This window comes from Pedomonas mirosovicensis, assembly GCF_022569295.1.
Lineage (GTDB): Bacteria > Pseudomonadota > Alphaproteobacteria > Sphingomonadales > Sphingomonadaceae > Pedomonas > Pedomonas mirosovicensis.
The window spans coordinates 2208027-2223203 of record NZ_JAKFIA010000001.1 but is presented as its reverse complement, the minus strand read 5'-3'; the positions used below and the strand labels follow the sequence as shown (position 1 = coordinate 2223203).

Here is a 15177-nt window from a genome sequence, read left to right as displayed (position 1 = left end):
TTACAACTGGTTTGAGCGGGCAGGGTCGTGCGCCTGCGCCGCGCGTCGGCAGGCCGGGTTATCAATCGCTAGGTGATCCCATGTCTCTGATTTTCCATTCCCACCCCTTCGCCCTGTTCGGGCAGAAGGTGCTTATCGCCCTCTACGAGAACGCAACGCCGTTCGAGGCCCGGCTGGTCGATCTGGCGGACGAGCAGTCCCGCGCGGGGTTCCTCGCCATCCGGCCGAACGGCAAGATGCCGGTGCTGGAAGATCGCGCCCGCGGCCATTTCGTGCCGGAGAGCAGCATCATCATCGAATATCTCCAGCGCCATTATCCGGGGCCGGTCCCGCTCATTCCGGAGGATGCGGAGGCCGCGCTGGAGGTCCGGCTGTGGGACCGCACGTTCGACAACTACATTGCCCTGGTGCTCCAGAAGATCGCGTTCGACCGTCGTCTGCCGCCCGAGCAGTCTGACCCCCACGGTGTCGAGCTGGCCCGGCAGAAGCTGCGCGAGGCCTATGCGATCCTCGATCGTCACATGGAAGGGCGCACCTGGGCGGCGGGGGAGGCCTTCAGCCTGGCGGACTGCGCCGCCGCGCCCAGCCTGCGCTATGCCGATCTGCTCGAACCTTTCCGGGCCGGGTTCCCCAACCTCGCGGCCTATGCCGATCGTCTGCTTGCGCGGCCGTCCTTCGCCCGCGCGGTGGAGGAGGCGGCACCCTATCGCAGTCTCTTCCCCCAGCCGCGCCCGTAGCGCAGGCGGCACTGGGGCGCTGTCGGCTTGCCGACAGCGCCCGCCTCTGATAGGCAGCGCGCGAGTTTTTCCCGCTATTGCCGAAGAGAGTTGCCATGATCCCTCGCTATGCGCGTCCTGAAATGACCAAGCTGTGGGAGCCGGAATCGCGGTTCCGCATCTGGTTCGAGATCGAAGCCCACGCCTGCGATGCGCTGGCCGAGCTGGGCGTCATCCCGAAGGAGGCCGCCAAGGCGGTGTGGGAGCGCGGCAACTTCGATATCGAGCGCATCGACGAGATCGAGCGCGAGGTGAAGCACGACGTCATCGCCTTCCTCACCTCGCTGGCCGAATATGTCGGCCCCGAGGCCCGCTTCGTCCACCAGGGCATGACCTCGTCCGACGTGCTGGACACCTGCCTCAACGTCCAGTTGGTCCGCGCCGCCGATATCCTGCTGGCCGATCTCGACGCGCTGCTGGCCGCCATCAAGCGCCGCGCCTTTGAATACAAGATGACGCCCTGCATCGGCCGCTCGCACGGCATCCATGCCGAGCCCGTCACCTTCGGCCTCAAGATGGCCGAGGCCTATGCCGAGTTCTCCCGCTGCAAGGAGCGCCTGCTGGCCGCCCGCAAGGAAGTGGCCACCTGCGCCATTTCCGGCGCCGTCGGCACCTTCGCCAACATCGACCCGCGGGTTGAGGAACACGTCGCCAAGGCGCTGGGCCTGGAGCCGGAGCCCGTCTCCACCCAGGTCATCCCGCGCGACCGCCACGCCATGTTCTTTGCAACGCTCGCCGTCATCGCCTCGTCCATCGAGCGCGTCGCGGTTGAAGTGCGCCACCTCCAGCGCACGGAAGTTCTGGAAGCGGAGGAGTATTTCTCCCCCGGCCAGAAGGGCTCGTCGGCCATGCCGCACAAGCGCAACCCGGTCTTGACCGAGAACCTCACCGGCCTTGCCCGCATGGTGCGCTCCTACGCCTTCCCGGCGATGGAGAACGTCGCCCTGTGGCACGAGCGGGACATCTCCCACTCGTCCGTCGAGCGCTACATTGGCCCGGATGCCACCATTACCCTCGACTTCGCGCTCGCCCGTCTCACCGGCGTCATCGACAAGCTGGTGGTCTACCCTGAGCGGATGCTCAAGAACCTCAACAAGATGGGCGGCCTCGTCCACTCCCAGCGCGTGCTGCTGGCGTTGACGCAAGCGGGCGTCAGCCGGGAGGACGCCTACCGCCTCGTCCAGCGCAACGCCATGAAGGTGTGGGAGTCCGACGGCCAGCTCCAGCTGCTCGACCTTCTGAAGGAAGACGCCACCGTCACCGAAAAGCTCTCCACCGCTCAGCTGGAAGAGCTGTTCGACCTCGGCTACCACCTGAAGCACGTGGACACCATCTTTGCCCGCGTGTTCGGCGAGGCGTAAGGTTGGGGTTTTAAAGGGATGTTTGCAGGGGTCTCGGACCCCTGCACCCCGATCATTTCAAAGGGCCGTGTCCTTCATGGAGGATGCGGCCCTTTCTATATGATCAGGATAGGGCCGCGCCCTTCGCCCCACGCACGTCCCGATGAAAAAATGGGAGGTGCAGGAGGGGCCTCGTGCGCGGAGACGCACAAAAACAAAGAGCCCCTCTGCAAAAAGTCCTGTAATTCGCGCCCCGCCCTGTGTTTCGCCCGCCATACTTGACGGTTGCGGCTCTGGCATGAATAGAGGGTCGATATATTTTACCGGCAAGGGAAGGGCGGAGAAGCGTGTCAGACCCCATCGTTTTGGTGCCGCAGGACATTGTTGATTTCGCCGTTTCGCTGGCGGATGCCGCCCGGCCGGTGCTGCGCCGGTATTTCCGCGCGCCCATTGATATCGACATCAAGGCCGATGCCTCGCCGGTCACCGTGGCGGATCGGGAGGCCGAGGCCGCCATGCGGGCGCTCATCAACCAGCACCGCCCCGAGGATGGCATCATCGGGGAGGAATACGGCAACGAGCGGGAAGGGGCGGACTGGGTGTGGGTGATCGACCCCATCGACGGCACCAAGTCCTTCATGACCGGCCGGCCCATCTTCGGCACGCTGATTGCGCTGCTGTATCAGGGGCTGCCGGTCGTCGGCATCATCGATCAGCCGATCACCGGGGACCGCTGGATCGGCGTGAAGGGCCAGATCACCTGGTTCAACAACGCGCCCACCACCACGCGGTCCTGCGATGGCCTGTCCTCGGCGGTGCTGGCAACGACCGCGCCCGAGCTTCTGAACCCCGATGAGCTGGCCGTGTTCGAGACCTTCCGCAAACAGGCCCGCGCCACCGTCTGGGGCGGGGACTGCTACAACTACGGCCTGCTTGCCTCCGGCTTCATCGACATGGTGATCGAATCCAACCTGAAGCTTTACGACTTTGCCGCGCTGGTGCCGGTGGTCGAGGGCGCGGGCGGCGTGATGCGGGATTGGCAGGGCCATCCGCTCACCGCCAGCAGCGACGGCAAGGTCATCGCCTGCGGCGATCCCCGGATGCTGGAGGCCATCCTCGGCTATGCGGTCAAGTAGCCGCCGGGCTTGATCCCTGCGGGCCGTGGGTTGGTGTGGCGGCCGGGCCGCCTTACATTAGGCCCATGGCCAAAAAGCTCACCCATGTGGCGCTGCATGTCCGCGACCTTGAGGCGAGCCTCGCCTTCTACCGGGACTATTGCGGCCTTCATGTCGCCCACGAGCGCCCGACCGGGAAGAACGGCGCGCGCGTAGTGTGGATGGCGGCCAAGGGACAGGACCACCGCTTCGTGATCGTGCTTCTGCCCGGCGGGCAGGGGCGGGAGCAGCCGCCGCAGGATTTCAGCCATATCGGCATCGCGGTCGACAGCCGCAGGGAGGTGGAGGCCATCGCCGCGCGGGCGGCGCGGGATGGGCGGCTCGCCTGGCCGGTCCGGCAGGAACCTTCTCCCGTCGGCACCTATTGCGGCGTTTATGATCCCGATGGCGCGGTCGTTGAATTCAGCTACGGCCAGCCGCTTGGCGAGGAAGACGGCTGAGCGCGCGGCCCTTCGTCTGGCATGGATCTGATATCAGGGATTTGCCGCTGCGGCCGGGCCGGCGGGCGCGCGGTATTGTCTTGCTAATGCCGCATTTGACAGGCATAGCCAGAGTGCTGGTTGCTTGGCCCAGATTGGTTTCTTCCGTCGCGCCCAGCTTGGTTGGGTGTGGGGTCGCTTTATCTCTTCCTTGATTCTGGCTGACCTTACTGCGTCGCGTTGTTGCGCTCTCAAGCCTCGTTTCTGTTTTCGAGCTTCTTTTGAAAGGACGACTTATGATTATCGGCACCGTTAAGTGGTATAATGGTACCAAAGGTTACGGTTTCATTCAGCCGGAAGAGGGCGGCAACGACGTGTTCGTTCACGCCACCGCTGTCGAGCGGGCCGGCATGAGGAGCCTGGTGGAAGGGCAGAAGCTGTCCTTCGAGGTGCAGACGGACCCGCGCTCGCGCAAGTCGTCCGCTGTGAATTTGCAGGCGGCCGACTAAGAGCGGCTCCCTGGAACATGGTCCCCGGCTGGCCGAGCCTGGCCGGGGGCGCGGAAGGCAGGTATCCGGCCTTCCGAGGTGCAGTTGGCCAGCCCTGTCTGGCCTTCGCGCAAGCGGGTGGTCCCAAGCGAATGGCCTTGGGTCGTCCGCCTTGGCGCATTTTCGGGCAGCCTCCCTGGCCGGCTTCAACGTCGGCTCCAGCGTCGGCTGCGGCCTGAAGAATGCGGCATTCAAGAGCCCGGGAGTTCCGGTCCGCTCAAGGCGGATCGGGGCTCCCGCCGTCGCCGTGCGTTTCCACGGCGGCGAATTTTCGGCTGTGAGGCGTTAGGAGTGAAAGGAGAGTCCGGCCATGGCCAAGGAAGAAATGATCCCCTTCGAGGGCGTTGTGCTGGAGGTTCTGCCGGATGCCCGGTTTCGGGTGCAGCTTGAATCCGGTCACATCATCATTGCCTATACGGCAGGCAAGATGAAGAAGAACCGGATCAAGACCCTCGCCGGAGACCGGGTGACCGTCGAGATGTCCCCCTATGATCTGGAGAAGGGCCGCCTGATCTACCGCCACAAGGATTCCGGCGCGCCCATGGGGCCGCGCCCGCCCATGCGTGGCGGCCAGCGCCGCCGTTAAGGATAAGGTCGGCGGCTTGCGAGAAAAGGCAGCGCCGGGGGCGGCTTGGCCTTGCCATTGCCCGGCCTCGCGTGTATAGCCGCAACCTTCGAGTGGGACCGCCCGGCTCATATGGGCTGCCGTGGCGATCCGTAATGCGAACCTAAGCGGTTTTCGTGGCCGCATAAGGAGGTAGGCAAAATGCCCAAGCTGAAGACAAAGAGCGGCGTCAAGAAGCGCTTCAAGATGACCGCTTCGGGAAAGATCAAGCACGGCCAGGTCGGCAAGCGCCACGGCATGATCAAGCGCACGCCCAAGCAGATCCGTCAGAGATCGCGGCACCGCGATCATTTCGGACGCGAACGCGCGCACGATCAAGAAGTGGGCGCCCTACGGGCTCGCATAAGGCCAGCGAAGGAGATCTGACATGGCACGTGTTAAGAGGGGCGTTACCGCCCGCGCTCGCCACAAGCGGGTTCTGGAACAGGCGAAGGGCTATTACGGCCGTCGCAAGAATACCATCAAGGTCGCTCGTCAGGCCGTCGAAAAGGCTGGCCAGTACGCCTACCGCGACCGCAAGGCCAAGAAGCGCAACTTCCGCGCTCTGTGGATCCAGCGCATCAACGCTGGCTGCCGCGAACTCGGCTTCACCTATGGTCAGTTCATCAACGGCCTGAACAAGGCCGGCATCGAACTGGATCGCAAGGTCCTGGCCGACATCGCCGTCCGCGAGCCGGAGAGCTTCAAGGCTCTGGTTCAGAAGGCCCAGGCCGCTCTGGCCTAAGCCTTTCGGTCATACCGGATACGCAGAAGGGGTCCCTCGCGGGGCCCCTTTTGTGTTTCTGAGGCTTCTTCATGCCCTTCGGGCCGCCTGCGGCGGGCTCTTCGTGGGGTCTCGGAGCAGCTTTCGAGCAGGGCGAATGCCCTGCGGTTAAGAAAGTGCGACCAACCAAAGACTCATCCCCACACCCCTTGGGTTCATAGGGCCGTGCGTGTGATGTGGGGCGCGGCCGTATTCAATCTGAAGGTTAAAGGGTCGCACACGGGTTTGACCGGGTACGCCCCAATACGAACAGGGGGTGCAGGGGGATTATAGATCCCCCTGCGAATGCTAAACATTTACCCCATAGCCTTGCCAGTATGTTTGCGCTCTGGCGGCTTTTTGCCTTATGGAGGGCGCTTCGACGGGCGGCATAGCGCGCTCGGGTTCGAACCCCATCGCTTCGGCAGGAATTCGATGACCGATATTGCAGCATTGGAAGCGGAGTTGACGGCGGCCATTGGCGCGGCCGCGACGCTTCAGGAGATTGAGGATGTGCGGGTCAGGGCGCTCGGCAAGTCGGGCAGCGTCACCGCGCTTTTGAAAACGCTGGGCAAACTCAGCCCGGAAGAGCGGCAGGTGCAGGGCCCGCTATTCAACGGCCTGCGCGAGCGGGTGACGAACCTGCTCAGCGATCGCAAGGCGGCGCTGGAGGAAGCGGCGCTGAACGCGAGGCTTGCCGCCGAGCGCAGCGATGTGACCCTCATGCCGCCAGCAAGCCCCAAGGGCTCCATCCACCCGATCTCGCAGGTGATGGACGAGCTGACCGAGATCTTCGCTGACCTCGGCTTCTCCGTGGCGGAAGGCCCGGAGATCGAGACCGACTGGCACAATTTCACCGCGCTCAACATTCCGCCGGAGCATCCGGCCCGCGCCATGCACGACACCTTCTACTTCCCGGAGGACGAGACGGGCGAGCGGCTGGTGCTCCGCACCCACACCTCGCCGGTGCAGGTCCGCACCATGGTCGATGTGGCCGAGGCGCTGAAATCCGGCAAGCTGAAGGCGGACGGCACGCAGGACATCATCCGCGTCATCGCGCCGGGCCGGGTCTACCGTTCGGATTCGGACGCCACCCACACCCCCCATGTTCCATCAGGTGGAAGGGCTGGTGATCGGCAAGGGCATCCACATGGGCCACCTCAAGTGGACGCTGGAGACCTTCGTGAAGGCCTTCTTCGAGGTCGATAACGTCACCATGCGGCTGCGCCCCAGCTACTTCCCGTTCACCGAGCCTTCGGCCGAGGTGGACGTGCAGTGCCAGTGGGGCAATGGCGAGCTGAAGGTGGGCGAGGGCAGCGACTGGCTGGAAATTTTAGGGTGCGGCATGGTCAACAACCGCGTGCTGGAATACTGCGGCCTCGATCCCGCCGAGTGGCAGGGCTTCGCCTTCGGCTGCGGCATCGACCGCCTGGCCATGCTCAAGTACGGCATGACCGACCTGCGCGCCTTCTTCGACGCAGACCTTCGCTGGCTCAAGCACTACGGCTTCAGTTTCCTTGACGTCCCGACGCTCTCGGGAGGAGTGGGCGCATGAAATTCACCCTTTCGTGGCTGAAAGACCACCTCGACACCACCGCAACGCTGGAAGAGATCACCACCGCCCTCGTGCGGCTGGGGCTGGAAGTGGAAGGCGTCGAGAACCCGGCGGACAAGCTGGCCCCGTTCACCATCGCCCACATTTTGGAAGCCGAAAAGCACCCGAACGCGGACAAGCTGCGTGTCTGCAAGGTGGACATCGGCGCGGGCGAACCCGTGCAGGTCGTCTGCGGTGCGCCCAACGCGCGCGCGGGCATGAAGGCCGTGTTCGGCCCGCCGGGCGCTTATGTGCCGGGGCTGGATGTTACGCTGAAAATCTCCGCCATTCGCGGCGTCGAGAGCCGGGGCATGATGTGCTCGGGGCGCGAGCTGGAACTGTCGGAAGAGAGCGACGGCATTCTCGACCTGCCCCAGGACGCGCCGGTCGGCACGTCTTACGTCGAGTGGCTGGGCCTCAACGACCCGGTTATCGAGATCGCCATCACCCCCAACCGGCAGGACTGCCTTGGCGTTGCCGGCGTCGCCCGCGACCTCGCTGCCGCTGGCCTCGGCACCCTCAAGACGCCCGCCGTCGAACCGGTGGCTGCTACGTTCGAGAACCCGGTGCCCATCCGCGTGGAAGATGCGGAAGGCTGCCCGGTGTTCCTCGGCCGCCTCGTGCGGGGTGTGAAAAACGGCCCGTCGCCCGAATGGCTGGCCCGCCGCCTGAACGCCATCGGCCTGCGCCCCATCTCGGCACTCGTCGACATCACCCAGTACATTATGATCGACCGGGGCCGCCCGCTCCACGTCTATGACCTGGCCAAGCTCACCGGGGGCCTTACCGCCCGCAAGGGCAAGCCGGGCGAGGAACTGCTGGCGCTCAACGGCAAGACCTACACGCTCGATGAGACCATGGTCGTCATCGCCGACGATGCGAAGGCGCACGGCCTTGGCGGTATCATGGGCGGGGAGGAGTCCGGCTGCACCGAGACCACCACGGACGTGGTGATCGAGTGCGCCGCCTTCGATCCGGTCCGCATCGGTGTGACGGGGCGCAAGCTCGGCCTCACCTCCGACGCCCGCGCCCGCTTCGAGCGCGGCATCGACCCCGCCTTCATCGAGCCCGGCATGGAACTGGCGACCGCCATGGTGCTGGACCTGTGCGGCGGCGAAGCCTCCACCGTCACCAAGGCGGGCGAAATCCCGGCCTTCGACAAGACGGTCAGCTATGCTCCTTCCCGCGCCGAGACGCTGGGCGGCGTTGCCGTGGAGGAAAGCCAGCAGGAAGCGGTGCTCACCCGCCTCGGCTTCACCGTCGAAGCCAAACAGGGCAACAACTGGACCATCCGCGTGCCCTCGTGGCGCAAGGATGTGGATGGCGCGGCCGACATTGTGGAGGAAGTCCTCCGCCTCGTCGGCTACGACCAGATCCCGTCCACCCCGCTGCCGCGCGCGGAAGGCGTTGCCCGCCCCACCGCCACCCCCATGCAGCTGCGCCAGCGCCGCGCCCGCCGCGCCGCTGCTGCCCGCGGCTATCAGGAGGCGGTCACGTGGAGCTTCATCGCCCCCGCAGAAAGCGAGCCCTTCGGCGGCGGTGCGTTCACGCTGGATAACCCGATCTCGGCGGACATGGCCGTCATGCGCCCCAGCTTGCTTCCCGGCCTCATCGCCGCGAGCGGCCGCAACAAGGCGCGCGGCGCTACTTCCATCCGCCTGTTCGAGGTGGGCAAGCGCTACCTGAAGGACGGCGAGAAGCCGACCCTCGCGCTCGTCGCCACCGGCGACAAGCAGTCCCGCCACTGGCAGGCGAAGGCTGCTGGCTTCGACGTGTTCGACGCCAAGGCCGAGGCGCTGGCCATTCTGGAAGCCGCAGGCGCACCGGTTGACCGCGTGCAGACGACGGCGGACGCTCCCGCCTGGTTCCACCCCGGCCGCTCCGGCTCGCTGCGGCTCGATCCGCGCCAGCCGCTCGCCCACTTCGGCGAGCTGCACCCCAAGGTCGCCAAGGCGCTCGACATCAAGGGCACGGTGGTCGCCGTCGAGGTCTACCTCGACGCCATTCCGCAGCCCAAATCGGTCAAGCGCGCCCGGCCCAAGTATGCGCCGTCCGACCTCATGCCCGTCTCCCGCGACTTTGCCTTCGTGGTGAAGGCCGACGTGGAAGCCGGCAAGCTGGTGCAGGCCGTGCGCGGCGCGGACAAGCAGGCCATCACCGCCGTCGAGGTGTTCGACGTGTTCGAAGGCCCCGGCGTCGAGGACGGCCACAAGTCCATCGCGCTGGCCGTCACCCTGCAACCGGGCGCAACCTCCTTCACCGACGCGGACCTACTCGCAATTTCCGAGAAAATTTTTGAAGCAGGGAAGAAGATCGGAGCAGTGCCACGCGTGGTCTTGGAAGCTAAGGGGGCTATCTCTATCCCTGTCGCAGGCTCGGCTGCTTTAACCATCGGCAAAGAGAAGTAAGACCCCTACCCGTCCTTTATTCGTTACAAAGGGCCGTGTCCTTCCCCGAGGGCGCGGCCCTTTCTTATCGGGATAATTGGAATGCCCCTTAGGGCCGCTCCACAAGGCCCATGGTGCCCAACCGGTTTTACATATTGGACACAAAATGCAGCACGATGGTTGGAACGGCGACCAGGAAGATTCGCCAGTCTGAACCAGTGCTCCAGACACGCGTGTCCAGAGCCGTATCGTATCGCGTGAACTGCCAGCCGCTCAACTCGCTGTATCGCTGCCAGAGGCAGTAGAGCATAATAATTGGCAGCCCGAGCCCCAGACCGAATATATAAATTTGGAGATTACGGCGGATGACTTGGCTGAGAGTCAACCTATCGCCGTGCGTCGTTAGCAGTTTAAGGCCCGCCAGCGCCTTGCCCGGCGTTGTGCCGAAACAGGCATATACGATCGCGTCGAGGAACAGAGCGATCGGGAGGAACAGGAGATCAGTAATGATCTGCCCGACGAGAGTCGTGAATATTTCATGCTCTAGCCAGGCTTGCGGAGTTTGGGCAACCAGGAAAACACCTGCAACAGTAAACAGATAAATATCGAACGATCGCGCCCAGAAACGCTGCCAGGCGTCAGCGGGCTCTAAGCCGCTTACGGTGCCTTGCTCCTCGGGTGCCCCGTCGGTAATCGCCAATGAATCCGTCGTGTTGTTCTGCATAACAGGCATCTCCCTTCCCCCGGCTCCACCCGTTCGAGAGGCTACGATGGCCGTTTCATATACTCAACGGTTTTGGGGAGGCACGCTCACCCTTAAAACCAAACTGCGGCAGTGGCTTAGAAACATTCGACCATAAGGCGCGCTTTGGGGGCTTCTCACGGCCCGATCATATCGCCTATGTTCGGCGTATGTTCTTGGAATCGACTCTTCTGGCACTCTTTGGGGGTGCCCTTGCGCTGGCGGCCGGTTGGCTGCTGTGGGGCCGTGGTATGTCCGCTCTCCGGGCGGAACTGGCGGCGCTTCGGGCGGAGCGGGATGCACTCCGCGCCGAGAAGGACCGGCTGGCAGGTGAGGCCGCCGATGCCCGCGCCCGTCTGGCCGAGGCGCAGGCGATGGAGCGGGCGGCCAAGGCCCGCGCCGAGGAGATCGCCACGGAGATGGATGACACCCGCGATGCGCTGGAGCACGAGCGGCAGGAGCGCATGGCGCTGCAAACCCGCCTTGCCGCCATCGAGGCGCAGGCGCAGGAGCGGGAGCAGGCCATCAACACCCAGATCGCCCAGCTGACGGAAGTGCGCGGGCAGTTGCAGAAGGATTTCGAGGCGCTGGCCGCGACGGCGCTGCGGCAGAACGAGCAGCAGTTCCTGCGCATGGCCGAGGAGACGATGAAGCGCCACCGCGAGGGCTCGTCGGCGGACCTCGCCAAGACCCGCGCCGAGCTTGAGGCGCTGCTGAACCCGGTGAAGGACACGCTCGCCCGCTACGAGAAGGGCATGGGCGAGGTGGAGAAGGCTCGCGTTGAGGCCTATGGCAGCCTCAAGCAGCAGATCGAGCACATGCTGAACGATCAGGGCCAGCTGCGCGCGGAGACGCAGAAGCTGGTGCATGCGCTCAAGTCCGGCCCCAAGGCGCGGGGCCGCTGGGGCGAGCAGCAGCTTCGCAACGTGCTGGAGATGGCGGGCCTCTCGGCTTACGTCGACTTCCAGACCGAAGTGCATGTGGACACAGGCGAGGACGGCGCGCTGCGCCCCGATGCCATCATCAACCTGCCTGGCGGTCGCCAGCTGATCGTGGATGCCAAGACCTCCCTCGTTGCGTTTCTGGACGCCGCCGAAGCGCCGGACGAAGGCACCCGCCACGCCCACCTGCTGTCCCACGCCAAGGCGCTCAAAACCCACGCGGACCAGCTGGGCCGCAAGGAATACTGGCGGCAGTTCGGCAAGGCGGCGGATTTCGTGGTGATGTTCGTGCCCGGCGAGCATTTCGTCACCGCCGCGCTCGAAGTGGACCCGGACCTGTGGGACTTCGCCTTCGAGCGCCGGGTGCTGCTGGCCACCCCCACCAACCTTATCGCCATCGCCCGCACCGTCAGCCACGTCTGGCAGCAGGAAAAGCTGGCCGAGCAGGCCGAGCTGATCGGCCAGATGGGGAAGGACCTCTACAACCGCCTGCGCGTCATGGGCAACCACGTCTCCGACCTCGGCAAGGCCGTCGATACGGTGGTCAGGAAGTACAACGGTTTCGTCGGCAGCCTTGAGCGCAACGTGCTGCCGCAGGCCCGCAAGTTCGGCGAGCTCCAGTTCGAAAGTCAGGCCGAGCCGCTGGTGGCGTTGGAGCCCTCCGAGCAGGCCGTGCGCCAGCCGGACCGGCGCGGTCGCGACCTCACCTTCGATGGCGATGCGCCCATCACCGCGCCGCCCTCCCTTGCCGCCCTTCCGCGCACCGAAGTGACGGCCGACGCGGAGGAGTAGGGATCATGGTTTGTTATGCAGGGGGATTTGTAATCCCCCTGCGACCCCCTTTTCGTTTCAAAGGGCCGCGTCCTTGGATAGAAGGGCGCGGCCCTTTCCTTATCCCCCGCCAGAATTGCTCGCACCGGAAACGCGGCCCTGAAAAACTCAAGGGAGGTTCAGGAGGGTCCGCGACCCTCCTGAGAAACAAAAAGGCGGCCCCGGGAGGCCGCCTTTTCATTCGTTACAAGCGCAAAGACAGCCCGTCGCCTCACCCCTTGCGGCGACGCGCACCGGCAACGCCCAGCAGGCCCATGCCGAGCAGGCCGATGGTCAGCGGCTCCGGAACTTCGGCCGGGGAACTCTTGCTGATCCGCAGGTCGTCCATGACGAGTTGGGAATTGCTCGTGCGGAAGCTCAGCCGTTGCAGGCCGGTCCAGCTTACGTCGAGAAATTGCGGCGTCAGGGTGTTCAGCGTCAGCGTTACCGAATAATCGGCGACGGCATCGCCGTCCGTAAAGCCTTCGATAAAAAGCGTGTTGTTATTGAACCAGGCGGAGGTGAACCAGGCGCCCTCAAAGCTGAAGGTGTCGGTCGCCGCCGTGATGCTGGCCGGGTTACCCCAGCTATTATAGGCGGAGTAATCGCCGGAGACGGCGCCGGTTTCGTAGCCCGTGCCCGGCTGTGCGTTCCGGTTGATGATTGCAAAATTATCCCAGTTGAGATCGCCATAACCGTCAGGGATAAACTCGCTCCCTTCGGTAACGACGCTCTCAAAGTCGAGAACGGTGGCGGTCGCAGGCGCGGCGCTCAGGAGGGATGCCGCAATGGCGGCGACGCTCAACAGTGTCTTCATGGCTCTCTCTCAGGTCACGGGGAGACCGGATCTCCCTTTGCCGGGACAAGAGCAAGCCGCGTGCCAAGTTTCGTGTTTGGCAGATTTCCGCCGTTGCACCCCGAAACGGGAAAAATACGAATAAAGTTAACGTAATATATTCCGACACATGGCCGAAACAAAACCGGCTTACAGGCGCTCCATGCTCAGCCATCGCGGGTCGCCCATCCAGGCATTGCGGAAAGCCGCTTCGGTCGCCGTCGCGCCTATGGCGTCGCCCTGGGCGCGCTGGGTGGTCATCAGGCCGTAGAGGGCCCAGCCATTGTTGGGGGCCTGGGAGAGGGCTTCAAGGAAAGCCTGCTGCGCTCCTGCGTGGTCGCCCGCCTTGTAGAGCGCGGCGCCCAGCGACTGGCGCACCGGGTAGTACCAGAAGGGCGGCTCCATGTAGCGGATGCCATCTTCAATGCCTGCCGCCTGGCGGTAGAGGGCGACGGCCTGCGGGTAGTTCTCCTGCGCGTAGGCGAGGCGAGCTTCAGCGACGGTCTCCGCCAGCCGCAGCAGGCTTGGTGCCGGAACAAGCTGGTCGGTCATGGGCTTGAAATCCGTGTTTTCGCGGATGCGGCGGATTTCGGCCACTTCCTCCGCCACGCCTTCGCGGTTTTTGGTTTGGGCGTAGGCGACGGCGCGGGCGTAGCGCCACATGGCGGTCACGTAGGGCAGGCGGGCATCGGGCGCGGGGAGGGCCAGGATGTCGTCAGGTTCGGCGAACTGGGCATAGGCGAGATACGGCGCGGCGTTGACCGGCTGTACCCACGGCATGGCGGCGGAGACATCGGTGCTGAGGATGGCCGAGAGCTTGCGGGCCTGCCCGATGGCGGTTGGCATGTCGCCGGCCATCTGCGCCGAGGTGACGAGGAAATGCACGTTGTGGGGGTAGTAGCCGAAGCGGTAGAGGCCGGCCTCGTCCGAGGTTTTGAGGAACGCCTCGTCGGTGGCCGCGGCATTTACATTGACGCGCATGGCGTCCTTCCAGCGGCCCATCCGGTAGTAGAGGTGGCCCGGCATGTGAACGAGGTGTCCGGCGGCGGGCACTAGCGGCCTTGCCAGGATATCGGCATAGCGCTCGGCCTTCGATGCGTGGTCCGAGGCCTCCATCAGGTGGATGTAAAGATGGTCCGCCTGCGGGTGGTCGGGGTCGCGCGCCAGCACGGTTTCCACCAGCATGATGGCGTCCGGAACGCGGCCCTTGGGGGTGCGCTTGTCCGCCTCCCAGTAGTCCCACGGCTGGGTGTCCATCACCGCTTCGGCGGCAAGCACGGCCAGGGTGTCATCCTGCGGGAAGCGTTTCGCGGCGGCCAGCATCCGCGTGGCGAAGGCCTGGTCGAGCGCGGCCCGCTTATCCAGCGGCGTGTCGGGGGCGTAGCGGGCGGCGATCGCCTCGATGAGCGCCTGCTCGGCGGGGCTGGCGCCCGCCTTCAAGGTCTGCGCGTACTTCGCCACGGCCACGGCGCGGGCGTTGACGTTTGGGTCCATCGGCGCGTTGATGTTGGGGCCGTGGGCGAAGGCCTCGCCCCACCAGCACATGGCGCAGCCGGGGTCGAGCTGCTGCGCCGCGCGGAAGTAGCGGATCGCCTCCGCATGATTGAAGCCATAGGTCAGCGCCAGCCCCTGGTTGAAATACCGCTGCGCTTGGCGGTTGTTGGTCGTGATGGCGTAGTGCACCGTGCTGAGGCCCGGCAGCAGAGGGGCAGCAGCGCCTCTGTTTCTGGCACGTCGGTCTGCTGGGCGCCGGCCGTGCGGGCCGCCGCCATCGCCAGCTGCAACCGGCTCCGCAAGGCCTCGCCCTTTTGGCCGGCCGCGCCGCTGCACAGCTGGCGCATCTGCCGGGTGGGGTCGAGCAACCGCAGCGTCTCGGGTGAGAGCTGGGAGGTGAGATCAGGCGCGGCGCTGGTGGTCAGTACTGCCGCAGCGCATATCGACAGGGTGGCGAGCAGCCTTTTTCCGGCCCGGTGCTTTCCAGTCATGGCGCGACCATGCCTTTCCGGAGGCACAGGCCATGCGGCATGCATGGCATGCCCTCTGACCCGCGGGAACGCATGGGCGTGTGGGCGGCTGCGTGCTGCAGGGGAAACAGTTGCCTTTTGCAGGAGGGGCTTCCCCCTCTCGGCACCCTCCCTTTCGTTTATCGGGTCCGCGTTTCCGGTGCGTGCAACTCTGGCGGGGGCAAAGAAAGGGCCGCTTCCCGGATGACAGGTGCGGCCCTTTGAAAACGAATGGGGGTG

The 15177-nt window shown here is 65.0% G+C and carries 13 protein-coding genes and 2 pseudogenes; 11 read left to right on the top strand and 4 right to left on the bottom strand.

Annotated features, from left to right (window positions below; all coding sequences use genetic code 11):
• Positions 1 to 80 precede the first annotated feature (80 nt).
• The 10 genes and pseudogenes from L0C21_RS10555 to pheT all read left to right on the top strand — a co-directional run bounded on the left by L0C21_RS10555 (position 81) and on the right by pheT (position 9627).
• Entirely contained in the window at positions 81 to 737 is a 657-nt protein-coding gene (locus L0C21_RS10555; RefSeq protein WP_259278310.1) for a glutathione S-transferase family protein, read from the top strand.
• A gap of 95 nt (positions 738 to 832) precedes the next feature.
• Entirely contained in the window at positions 833 to 2137 is a 1305-nt protein-coding gene (purB, locus tag L0C21_RS10550) for an adenylosuccinate lyase (RefSeq protein WP_259278309.1), read from the top strand.
• Positions 2138 to 2463: 326 nt separating this feature from the next.
• Positions 2464 to 3252 carry a histidinol-phosphatase gene (hisN, locus tag L0C21_RS10545; protein ID WP_259278308.1) on the top strand — a complete coding sequence of 263 codons (789 nt, stop codon included), beginning with the start codon at positions 2464 to 2466 and terminating at the stop codon, positions 3250 to 3252.
• A gap of 65 nt (positions 3253 to 3317) precedes the next feature.
• Positions 3318 to 3731, top strand: coding sequence for a VOC family protein (locus L0C21_RS10540; protein WP_259278307.1), 414 nt, complete (start codon positions 3318 to 3320; stop codon positions 3729 to 3731).
• A 275-nt stretch (positions 3732 to 4006) separates the two neighbouring features.
• Positions 4007 to 4219 (top strand): cold-shock protein, encoded by a 213-nt coding sequence (locus L0C21_RS10535; RefSeq protein ID WP_259278306.1) that lies wholly within the window; start codon positions 4007 to 4009, stop codon positions 4217 to 4219.
• Between the two features lie 349 nt (positions 4220 to 4568).
• Complete coding sequence (infA, locus tag L0C21_RS10530; RefSeq protein ID WP_259278305.1) at positions 4569 to 4844, top strand: translation initiation factor IF-1; 276 nt, start codon at positions 4569 to 4571, stop codon at positions 4842 to 4844.
• Between the two features lie 180 nt (positions 4845 to 5024).
• Positions 5025 to 5229 (top strand): annotated as a pseudogene (gene rpmI, locus L0C21_RS10525) (50S ribosomal protein L35).
• A 21-nt stretch (positions 5230 to 5250) separates the two neighbouring features.
• The gene (gene rplT, locus L0C21_RS10520) at positions 5251 to 5607 is read left to right on the top strand and encodes a 50S ribosomal protein L20 (RefSeq protein ID WP_259278304.1); all 357 of its coding nucleotides are present in this window, start codon (positions 5251 to 5253) and stop codon (positions 5605 to 5607) included.
• 453 nt (positions 5608 to 6060) lie between these two features.
• Positions 6061 to 7180, top strand: a pseudogene (gene pheS, locus L0C21_RS10515) (phenylalanine--tRNA ligase subunit alpha).
• Positions 7177 to 9627 (top strand): phenylalanine--tRNA ligase subunit beta, encoded by a 2451-nt coding sequence (pheT, locus tag L0C21_RS10510; RefSeq protein WP_259278303.1) that lies wholly within the window; start codon positions 7177 to 7179, stop codon positions 9625 to 9627. The pseudogene pheS and the gene pheT overlap by 4 nt, the downstream one beginning before the upstream one ends.
• 127 nt (positions 9628 to 9754) lie before the next feature.
• Here the strand turns inward: pheT and L0C21_RS10505 are convergent, their stop codons facing one another.
• Entirely contained in the window at positions 9755 to 10330 is a 576-nt protein-coding gene (locus tag L0C21_RS10505; RefSeq protein WP_259278302.1) for an RDD family protein, read from the bottom strand.
• A 269-nt stretch (positions 10331 to 10599) separates the two neighbouring features.
• On the opposite strand from L0C21_RS10505, the gene L0C21_RS10500 reads away from it, so the two are divergent.
• Positions 10600 to 12081 carry a DNA recombination protein RmuC gene (locus tag L0C21_RS10500; protein WP_259278301.1) on the top strand — a complete coding sequence of 494 codons (1482 nt, stop codon included), beginning with the start codon at positions 10600 to 10602 and terminating at the stop codon, positions 12079 to 12081.
• Between the two features lie 250 nt (positions 12082 to 12331).
• Here L0C21_RS10500 and L0C21_RS10495 read toward each other — a convergent pair whose 3' ends face one another.
• The 3 genes from L0C21_RS10495 to L0C21_RS10485 form a co-directional block, all read right to left on the bottom strand.
• Positions 12332 to 12916: a PEP-CTERM sorting domain-containing protein gene (locus L0C21_RS10495; protein WP_259278300.1), complete on the bottom strand. Its 585-nt coding sequence runs from the start codon at positions 12914 to 12916 to the stop codon at positions 12332 to 12334.
• A gap of 168 nt (positions 12917 to 13084) precedes the next feature.
• Positions 13085 to 14617: a hypothetical protein gene (locus L0C21_RS10490; protein ID WP_259278299.1), complete on the bottom strand. Its 1533-nt coding sequence runs from the start codon at positions 14615 to 14617 to the stop codon at positions 13085 to 13087.
• The gene (locus tag L0C21_RS10485) at positions 14551 to 14919 is read right to left on the bottom strand and encodes a hypothetical protein (protein ID WP_259278298.1); all 369 of its coding nucleotides are present in this window, start codon (positions 14917 to 14919) and stop codon (positions 14551 to 14553) included. Before L0C21_RS10485 ends, L0C21_RS10490 begins: the two co-directional genes overlap by 67 nt.
• Positions 14920 to 15177 lie beyond the last annotated feature (258 nt).

Excerpts from the sequence above, each read along its gene's own strand:
- L0C21_RS10555 (WP_259278310.1), top strand. The coding sequence starts at position 81 with ATGTCTCTGATTTTCCATTCCCACCCCTTCGCCCTGTTCGGGCAGAAG.
- purB (WP_259278309.1), top strand. The coding sequence starts at position 833 with ATGATCCCTCGCTATGCGCGTCCTGAAATGACCAAGCTGTGGGAGCCG.
- L0C21_RS10540 (WP_259278307.1), top strand. The coding sequence starts at position 3,318 with ATGGCCAAAAAGCTCACCCATGTGGCGCTGCATGTCCGCGACCTTGAG.
- L0C21_RS10535 (WP_259278306.1), top strand. The coding sequence starts at position 4,007 with ATGATTATCGGCACCGTTAAGTGGTATAATGGTACCAAAGGTTACGGT.
- infA (WP_259278305.1), top strand. The coding sequence starts at position 4,569 with ATGGCCAAGGAAGAAATGATCCCCTTCGAGGGCGTTGTGCTGGAGGTT.
- rplT (WP_259278304.1), top strand. The coding sequence starts at position 5,251 with ATGGCACGTGTTAAGAGGGGCGTTACCGCCCGCGCTCGCCACAAGCGG.
- pheT (WP_259278303.1), top strand. The coding sequence starts at position 7,177 with ATGAAATTCACCCTTTCGTGGCTGAAAGACCACCTCGACACCACCGCA.
- L0C21_RS10505 (WP_259278302.1), bottom strand. The coding sequence starts at position 10,330 with ATGCAGAACAACACGACGGATTCATTGGCGATTACCGACGGGGCACCC.
- L0C21_RS10500 (WP_259278301.1), top strand. The coding sequence starts at position 10,600 with ATGTCCGCTCTCCGGGCGGAACTGGCGGCGCTTCGGGCGGAGCGGGAT.
- L0C21_RS10495 (WP_259278300.1), bottom strand. The coding sequence starts at position 12,916 with ATGAAGACACTGTTGAGCGTCGCCGCCATTGCGGCATCCCTCCTGAGC.
- L0C21_RS10485 (WP_259278298.1), bottom strand. The coding sequence starts at position 14,919 with ATGACTGGAAAGCACCGGGCCGGAAAAAGGCTGCTCGCCACCCTGTCG.